The organism is Celeribacter sp. ULVN23_4 (genome assembly GCF_054788345.1).
In genome coordinates, this window is record NZ_JBTVYO010000004.1 from 260,404 (window position 1) to 268,883 (window position 8,480).

The 8,480-nt window shown below is 57.2% G+C and carries 5 protein-coding genes; 1 reads left to right on the forward strand and 4 read right to left on the reverse strand.

The window, feature by feature from the left end; all coding sequences use genetic code 11:
• Positions 1 to 693: 693 nt before the first annotated feature.
• Positions 694 to 2,223: an enterochelin esterase gene (gene fes, locus ACYBHZ_RS11900; protein ID WP_460274496.1), complete on the reverse strand. Its 1,530-nt coding sequence runs from the start codon at positions 2,221 to 2,223 to the stop codon at positions 694 to 696.
• A gap of 76 nt (positions 2,224 to 2,299) precedes the next feature.
• Complete coding sequence (locus ACYBHZ_RS11905; protein ID WP_460274497.1) at positions 2,300 to 4,447, reverse strand: TonB-dependent siderophore receptor; 2,148 nt, start codon at positions 4,445 to 4,447, stop codon at positions 2,300 to 2,302.
• A 191-nt stretch (positions 4,448 to 4,638) separates the two neighbouring features.
• On the opposite strand from ACYBHZ_RS11905, the gene ACYBHZ_RS11910 reads away from it, so the two are divergent.
• Complete coding sequence (locus ACYBHZ_RS11910) at positions 4,639 to 5,457, forward strand: helix-turn-helix transcriptional regulator (protein WP_460274498.1); 819 nt, start codon at positions 4,639 to 4,641, stop codon at positions 5,455 to 5,457.
• Between the two features lie 195 nt (positions 5,458 to 5,652).
• On the opposite strand, the gene ACYBHZ_RS11915 is transcribed toward ACYBHZ_RS11910, so the two are convergent.
• Together ACYBHZ_RS11915 and dld are read right to left on the reverse strand one after the other, a co-directional pair.
• Positions 5,653 to 6,426 carry an IclR family transcriptional regulator gene (locus tag ACYBHZ_RS11915; RefSeq protein ID WP_460274506.1) on the reverse strand — a complete coding sequence of 258 codons (774 nt, stop codon included), beginning with the start codon at positions 6,424 to 6,426 and terminating at the stop codon, positions 5,653 to 5,655.
• Between the two features lie 147 nt (positions 6,427 to 6,573).
• Positions 6,574 to 8,259: a D-lactate dehydrogenase gene (dld, locus tag ACYBHZ_RS11920; RefSeq protein WP_460274499.1), complete on the reverse strand. Its 1,686-nt coding sequence runs from the start codon at positions 8,257 to 8,259 to the stop codon at positions 6,574 to 6,576.
• Positions 8,260 to 8,480: the final 221 nt, after the last annotated feature.

Below are 8,480 nucleotides of genomic sequence, written 5' to 3' on the forward strand. Positions count from 1 at the left end.
GTGGATGTGGGCTGGACCGTTGACCGCCCGGACGCAAGGCTCGGGAAACGATCGCATATAGTTGGTCTTCTATGACCACCTGTTCGACTGCGCATAGGGTCCTGCTTGGCGCGGACAATGAAGTCGGCTGAAGATGCTCGGCTCCGATTGTCTATGCGGCAAGCCACTCTGGCCTGTCATAGGTTGCGGCACGCGCCATTAGCGCGACGGCGGCGCTGGAGCTGGAGCTGGGCCATACGTAAACGCTGCGCGTTGGTCGAGCTTCGCCATATCCATTGCTTCTTGGCTGCGGCGGAACATAGGAGCTTCCGCAAAGCATCGTTGGCAATCGGGCTACCGAAATCGACGATTGGTCGCTGGGTACTCCCCCCCGAAAATCAGGGGGGAGAAAGTAGAATTTTCTCGAAATACGACAGAAGAGATTCTGATGAAGAAATCAAAATACAGCGACGCACTCGAACAAGCTGCTTTCACCTTTCAAACCCGAATTCCCGAGAGTGTTCCCATTCCCTGACGCATGAGGAAGGTTTGTTCATATAGACCTTTAATGCGTTGCGTGCTGCAAACCGGGAACAGCCCGCATTCACGCCCTCCGTCTACGCGAAGGTTCCGCCCCCATCAAACTCATCACTGAGCTGGAAGACCTCGTGAGCCTTCTCAACGAACACAAAGTCTCCAGATCAGATCAGCGGATCAGCCTCCGAACAGATCGATAAGCCCCTCGGCCAAGGCCCCACGCCAGATCAGATAGTCATGCCCTCCGACATATTCGCGATAGGTCAGTTCAACCCCCGCCATCTCCAGGACATCGCGCAAGTGGCGGCTCGTCTCAAGAATGGAGACCTCACCGGGTAGCCGCGCGGCTTCATAGAGCCCCGCCGACATCCAGACGCGTACATCCTTCGGCGCATCCTGCATCCAGAGATCAGACATATAGGGCGTTCCGGGGCGGTCATAAGTCTCGGGCGCCCACCAGAATGAGCCGGAAAGGACGATCGCATTGCCGAAAACATCAGGACGTTCATGAGGGAACCAGGCAGACGCCAACCCACCATAGGAAGACCCCGCCACGACGGTCCGGGCGGCGTTAGAAACAAACCCGAGATCCTCCGCAACACGTGGCAGGATGCCATCGGCCACAACCGCAAGAAAATCGCGATTCAGCGGCAATTCCCGTCCGCGCGCGTCACTGTCCAAAGGGTCGATCATCACGGCGACCACAGGCGGCAGTTGCCCCGAGGCAATCAACCGATCAAGGATTTCGGGCACAGGAGCGCGCGGGGTCTGATACGCGGGGCCGTCAAACAAAACGAGGACGACGTTTTCCGGATCGGACGGATCAAAACCTGAGGGGGTATATATGTCGACACGGCGGGTATTGCCCAGAACATCCGAAGTGAAGTCAAATGAAGACATCAAGCCACGTTTGTCGGGCAAAGGTCCGATCATCCCCGGCTGTTCCGGGGCATTGGGCAAGGACAGTTCCGAGCGCTGTGACCAGATGTCGGGCGCATCGGGATAGATCGGATGCTGGTTCAACGGATCGGCCTGAAGCGTGGCCAAAAGCGCCACCCGGTTTTCGCGTGCGCTGCCTTTGAACTGAGGCACATCCGGGGCGATACCATAGGTGAGACGCAAGCTGTCGGGCACTTCAAAGGAGGCGAACCAGACGTCACTCTCCGCCAGCCGTGTCATCCAAATATGATCCGAAGCGGGGGCGCCCCAGAGCCGGGCGTTCTTCCTCGCGCCGCGCCAGAGAAAGGTCACGATCTGATGGTCGGGACGGTCGGAGGGTTCGATCATTGGGGTGCCGTCTTGGGCGCGTTCTTTCCAGAACTGTTCTGTCGATAGACCGCTCGCGATCTCGCCCGCAAGGGTCCGCAGCGTCGGGCTCAGCAGGGGATCTGGCGTTGGCCCCGTGAGTGCCTCTTGAGGCAAGACTTTGTCGATGGTCAAAGTGCTGTCCACCGCCTCACCCTCTAGATTCAGCAACTGTAACGCGGCAGCATCTTGCGGCATGATGAACTGAAATTGCCCGTTACCGTCATGCTGAGAAAGGAGTAAACGCATCCGCTCCCCTTCTTTCGAGACCAGCGCCAGGTCCACCGTTTTGTCGCCAGTGTTCAAATGGCCGATCACATAGCTGCCCGGCAAAACCGAAAGGGGAAAGCCTCTGCTTTCCCCTGAACCGATCCGAGCGGTTTGCGAAAATGGGATCGCCATGGATGAGCTCATAGATGTCATATCTTCGCAGTATACAGGAGTGGCGAGCGCTGCCATCAGCAGCGCCCCACAAATCTTACCATTCATAGCTGATGCTCGCCTGGAAATTGCGACCTTCCCCCAGCCAGCAATAGCTGCGCACACAGGAGGCAACATAGCGCTCGTCGGTCAGGTTCTGGATCGACAGGTTGGCGTTCACACCTTCGGCGGATTGCCAAATCTCACCGAGATCGAGGCCAAAACCTGCGTCAAACAGCGTGTAGGACGGCACCACGATGGTGTTGGCACTGTCGCCATAGCTTTTGCCCGTGTACCGAGCACCCAGCGAGACGTCGAAGGCGTCGTTGACGGCGTATTTCACCCAAAGCGCGGCTTGTTCGGTCGGCACGGCATAGAAGGTATTGCCCTCGTCGTCGCCGCTCTCATAGGTCGCGTCGGTGTTGAAATAGGAGGCAATGAGAGAGAGTTGGTCGGTCAACTCACCGCGTGCTTCAATCTCGAAGCCTTTGGAGCGGATTTCCCCGATCTGGACGGTTTCATCGGTCACCGGATCGCTTTCGGTGATGTTCTTTTTCGTGATGTCAAAATAGGCCGCCGAGACGAGGAAACGCTTGTCAGAGGACTGCCATTTTGCGCCGATTTCCCATTGCTCACCCGTGGTCGGATCAAAGCTCGCGTCACCATCGTCATCCAGCGATGTCACCGGCTCAAAAGAGGTCGAATAGCTGACATAGGGGACAAGACCGAAAGCCGTGGTGTAGCTCAGCGCCGCGCGCCCGGTGAAGGCTTCGTCTTCATAGGTGCCCGTGTTCGACCCGTCTCGTGTGGCCACAACCTCGCTCCAGTCATAGCGCCCGCCCAAAAGCAAAGCCCAATCGCCGAAGGTGATGCGGTCCTGCGCATAGACACCGGTCTGGGTCAGGTCGGACGTCGAGGTGTAGCTGTATCCATCGAGCGTCATCGCCGCGATGTCATCCGCATCCGGATAGTTCATATCGACGAGGCTGAAGACATAGAGATCGGCCGCGGAGCGCGCATAGGAACTGTCGACTTCGTTTTTCACATAATCCACCCCGAAGCTCAGATCGTGGGTCAGCGCGCCGGTTTGCACCTGACCTGTGAGGTTCACATCGCCCACGAGGGTCTTGGCGCTGTCTTCGGACAGGAAGCGGTAGAGATAGAAATCGCTGTCATCCGTTCCATATTCGACCGGGTCCCACATGCCGACCTGTGTCTGGCTGATCTCAAGTTCGGTGTAGCGCAGGCTGTGTTCGAGTTTCCAGCCACCGGAAAGCTCATGCTCGATCTCGTAGCCCACGGATTTGGTCTCGCGCTCGACACTGTCGTAATCCGGCGCCCAGGATTGGAAATCATCGTCCAGGAGGATGCCATCCTCGGTCGGCTCTACGATCCCGTAATAGGGCATGAAGCCCCGGTTCCCCGCATCGGGTTCGTTCTGATAGAGCGCTGTGACGGTGACTTTGGTCGCATCCGACACGGCCCATTCCAAAGAAGGCGCGATGAAGAAACGGTTCTGGTCGAAATCGCCTTGCAGGTTCTTCTGCCAGGCCGAGCCGACAAAGCGGTATTTCAGACGGCCCTCGTCATCGAGCGTGCCCTGAAAATCGCCGCTGAACCGCATGTATTCATCGGAACCCACGGCAACCTCAACGCGGTTGCTTTCACCATCGGTCGGCTTTTTCGACGTCATGGCAATCAGCCCGCCCGGCGTCACCTGACCATAGGCCACGGAGTTCGGGCCTTTGACCACTTCGATGCGCTCAAGGTAGAACGGATCAAGCTGGGCATGGATGCCGCGACCGAAGGACAGGCCATCGAGGAATTTCGGCACAAAGGTGCGGTCGCCAAACCCACGCAACTGGGTCTCGTCCGACAGGTTCGAACTGCCGCGGTATTCGGCGGAAACACCCGCCGTGTAGCGCAGGGCTTCGGCCACGGAGGTCGCGCCTTGATCTTCCATCTGCTCTTGGCCGATCACGTTCACAGTCACCGGGGTTTCAACCAGTTCGATATTACTCCCGGTCGCAGAAGAACTGCCCTCCGCGGCATACCCCTCAACCGGGCCGTCACTGTCTTCGCTGTACCCCTCGATCAAGATCGGCTCCAGATCTGTCGCGTCTTGTGCGAGCACCGGATTAACAAGCGCTGTGGTGGCCATAAGGGCGGAAAGTGTCAGGGCAACGCCCCGTTTGATCTTTGTCATGTTGCACATCTGTCCGTTGAAACTGCTTGTTGGCGAGAGCAAGTCGTCAATCTTGCTGTGGCTGCGCGGGTTATCTTGAGTTATTTTGTCGGATTTTATATCATCCTGCCCCAACAGGGTCCACTTCGTCCATCTCGGACGCAGCGACTTTGACCTTTGCGCAAGCGACATCAGCGACGGAAAAAAACACCATGAGCGTAGACCGCTTCCCCGGAGAGTTTCGCATCGGCGTACTCAATCAGGACAAAAATCGGGTCGAAGACAGCACAGAACAACCCCTGGAACCAAAGTTCCAGCTTCTTATTCTGCTTGGCGGACGACATGTCTTTAGCATCGGGGATCAGTGCTTTGATCTGACTGCAGAGGAGCATCCGGATGCATTGATGATGAACATCCGACAGGACACAACCCTGCGCCATATCGAAAGCTATGGTCACCCATACCGCAAACTCGCGATTGCAACCCCGCTTGGGTGGGTGGATGAAATGGGCGGCGTGCCACAGGATATGAAACATGCTGGCAACACGTTTCGCCACTGGCATCCCAGCCGTGAAACCATCCACCTAGCAACTCAGATCGTGGCACCACCGCCTCAGACCTCGGGCGCGCAGACCGGGCTTTACCGCATGTCGCGCGGACTAGAGCTTTTGCGGCGCCTTCTGTTGCAAAATCAAAGCCTTGACGCACCTGCCTCGACAGCAGCGGAACGCACCCGGCTTTACCTGCTTGACCGCCTGTCCCATCACCTCGACATGGACCATCTCGAAAACCAAATGGGGCTGAACCGCCGATCGCTTCAACGTCAATTCAAGACAGCCTATGGCCTCACGATCCGTGATTTCTTACGCCAGGAACGCCTGGCCCATGCCTACCGCGCGCTGAGTGAAGATGGCGCAAGCATCGCGCAGGCAGCGCATCTCGCCGGATATGCGACGCCAGAGAATTTCACGACGGCCTTCCGACGCACCTATAACATCCTCCCTCACACGCTGCGCAACAGGGTCATTTAACTGATCAGGTGTATTGATTGGCCAAAGAAGGCTGGCCGATGTTTTGCGAAGAGACGCTTTAAGCTTAGCCGTCAAAAAATTTATGAACGACATCGGGCGCAAGTCTGCCAAACTGCCCGGCTGATGTCTGTGACAAACAGGGCACTCCAAGGAGAGCTTTGCGACAACAAAGCCCCATGGCATGCTCGGCGATGATCAGCGCGGCAAAAAGCCAGTCTCACGGCTGATGCGATCTGCGGTGGCTTTCACATGCGGAATCAACTCGCCCATCCGCGCTTCAGGCATATAGGCAACAGCGCTGGAGGCACTGATTGCCGCAATAATCCGCCCCATATCGTCCCGAAGCGGTGCTGCGACACATCGGATCATCGGGCTGTCATCCCCAAGGTCCAAAGCATAGCCACCGGACCGATATTCCTCCATCCGCGTCAGGAAGGTTTTAGGGTCTTCATCGCGAGGCTCTAATGTCCGATTCTTTTGCAAGACGTCCGTGAGGCTCGCCAGATCGTCATCCAGCATCAGCGCCATCCCAATTCCGGTCGTGGTCAGCGGGCGCCGCCCGCCGATCCGCGAGTTAATTTCGACCGGACGGTTTCCCTGAATCTTGTCAAGATAAACCACCTCTGACTCGCTGCGGATGCCGAGATGCACGGTTGCCCCAACTTCATTGGCTAAAGCCGTGAGAAAGGGATGCGCAATGCGTACGATATCCATTTGACCACGCGCCTTGAACCCAAGTTCAATCAGCTTCGGCCCAAGTTCGTATTCCCGGTTCCGCGGCGTGCGTAGAAAGCCGCGTTCGGCCAGCACGACCGCAAAGCGATGCGTGCTACTGTAGGACATGCCCGTATCCTTCGAAATATCAGACAGCGAACTTGCCCCACGAGCAACGGCTTCCAGAACGTCAAGGCCTCGGACCAGAGTTTGGCTTTTCTGCGGCTTTTCTTCTGCCACGATGGCGTTCCTCATGTTTGGATAGCAACCCCTCAACTGATAAACCTCAATATGTGAATACACGAGGATATTTCGCGTCAGGGCCCAGAAACCAAGATTTTCTCGGCTGATGTTGCAAATACTTCTATGGATTACGGAGAAGTCTATGGCCGAATAGCACGGTCACGCCCAATTCTTCCGTCGACTGGTCTTGCCGATGCCAGGATTGAACGTGTTGGTCGGATCAAGGCTTCGGTAGAACTGTTTCAACTCGGATGGAGCCTCATAGAGGTGACCTACGTTATGCTCCGCCGGGTAGCGGATGCCCTTTTTATCCATCTGCGACAGCATCCGCGCCTTAATATCCATAACGGATGCACCCTTTCGCACCAGATATTCCTGATGCATGACATGGCAGAAAAAATGTCCGCAGACAGAACGCGCCACGAAATCCGCATTGATGTCGTCCGGCAACTCAGGCAGCCAATCCGTCGTATTGCGCGGCAGCGCCACGTCAAGAGCGAGGATGTCTTCGACCTGCCGCGCATGGGCGGCCTTGTACCGCCCCGGCACCCCGCCGAAAGTAAATCGGTGTAGAAACGCCGCATCTCCAACGGCATCCGAACATTCAAAGAAATTGCCGTTTGCCGTCGAAAAGATCGCGTTCAGATAGCTCCGGGCCTCTTCCACCCCTGCGCCGCCCATCCGGATGATGAGATGGTGTTCATAGGTCTCTTTGTAGTCGCGGATGGGTTTGGGAAGATGCTTGGGCGTGATCCGCATGAGGGCTTGAATGAAGCGATCGGAGAGGCCGCCCCCCAGCCCAAGCCGTTCGGTAATCCCGTCGAACCAGTTTTTGAGGCCAAAGGCCTTGGGGATCGCATCCGTGCCGAAATATTTGATGAGCAAAAACACGTCCTTGCCGTAGCGTTCGGCCAGCTCGAACCCTTCGCGCTGCATATACTCACCAGCAATAGGAAGATTTTCAAAGCGGCTCAGTATATGCCGCCGGATTTGGGTAAGCTCACTTGGGTCATTGGTGCCGATGTAGAACACCCGCGTGTTGTCCTGCTTCGCAAACGTATCCAGCCGAAGCGCAAAAACCACGATTTTTCCGGCACTGCCGGATGCTTCGAAATGAAGGCGCGGGTCGCCATTATAGCGGGCTGGCGTATCGGCCTGAATATCACGGACATGCGCCTGATACGCCCGGTCCGATGCGCGCCGCGCACCCGCCTCCTCGATGTCGCCCTCGTCATAAGACCCTGTATCGAGCCGACGCAGGATCTCTTCCGGGGTCTCGCCCAGAGAAATGCCAAGATGATTGACCAGTTTAAGCGTACCGTCCTCGGCAACCTGCGCATACAGCGCAAGCTCAGTATAGGCCGGTCCACGCTGAACCAGAGAACCGCCCGAATTGTTGCATATGCCGCCCACGATCGACGCACCGATGCTGGTCGAACCGATGACGGAATGCGGTTCGCGTCCGAAGGGTTTCAACTGACGAGTTAAACCATCAAGTGTCGCGCCGGGCAGGGCTACGATTTCTTCCGCTCCGCGGATGGTGTCAATGCGCGACAGGCGCATAGTGTTGATGATGAGAACCGGCCGATCATATTCCCCGGCGGGCGTCGAGCCGCCGGTCAGCCCGGTATTCGCCGCCTGAACGATGATGGCGACATCGGCGGCTACCGCCACTTTCAACACCTGCCACAATTCAACAAGACTTCCCGGTCTGACCACGGTCAGCGCCCGCACCTGACCGAAGCGAAAGCCGGTCCGATAGCGCCGCGTGGCCCGTTCGCCGGTCAGAATATGCTCGGTGCCGACAATGGACTGAAACTCCGGGATTAACATGTCTGTGCTCATAGTGGTTCCCTGACGGATGCCTGTGAATGATCAGAACCGGCCACGAAGGCCGGTCCTCTTGGTCTTCTCGTGCGTCTTGCTTTTACGCAATATCCTCTGAGAGGACTTCCTCCGGGATATTCTGGAAGCAAACGGGGCGCAGGAAGCGGCGGATCGACAGGGTGCCGACCGAGGTCGCGCCAAAGTTGGTCGAGGCCGGATAAGGCCCGCCGTGCACCATG

What these genes read in the sequence shown, in the direction of transcription:
- ACYBHZ_RS11915 (WP_460274506.1), bottom strand. Translation starts at nt 6,426, where the DNA reads ATGAGGAACGCCATCGTGGCAGAAGAAAAGCCGCAGAAAAGCCAAACT.
- ACYBHZ_RS11910 (WP_460274498.1), top strand. Translation starts at nt 4,639, where the DNA reads ATGAGCGTAGACCGCTTCCCCGGAGAGTTTCGCATCGGCGTACTCAAT.
- dld (WP_460274499.1), bottom strand. Translation starts at nt 8,259, where the DNA reads ATGAGCACAGACATGTTAATCCCGGAGTTTCAGTCCATTGTCGGCACC.
- ACYBHZ_RS11905 (WP_460274497.1), bottom strand. Translation starts at nt 4,447, where the DNA reads ATGACAAAGATCAAACGGGGCGTTGCCCTGACACTTTCCGCCCTTATG.
- fes (WP_460274496.1), bottom strand. Translation starts at nt 2,223, where the DNA reads ATGGCGATCCCATTTTCGCAAACCGCTCGGATCGGTTCAGGGGAAAGC.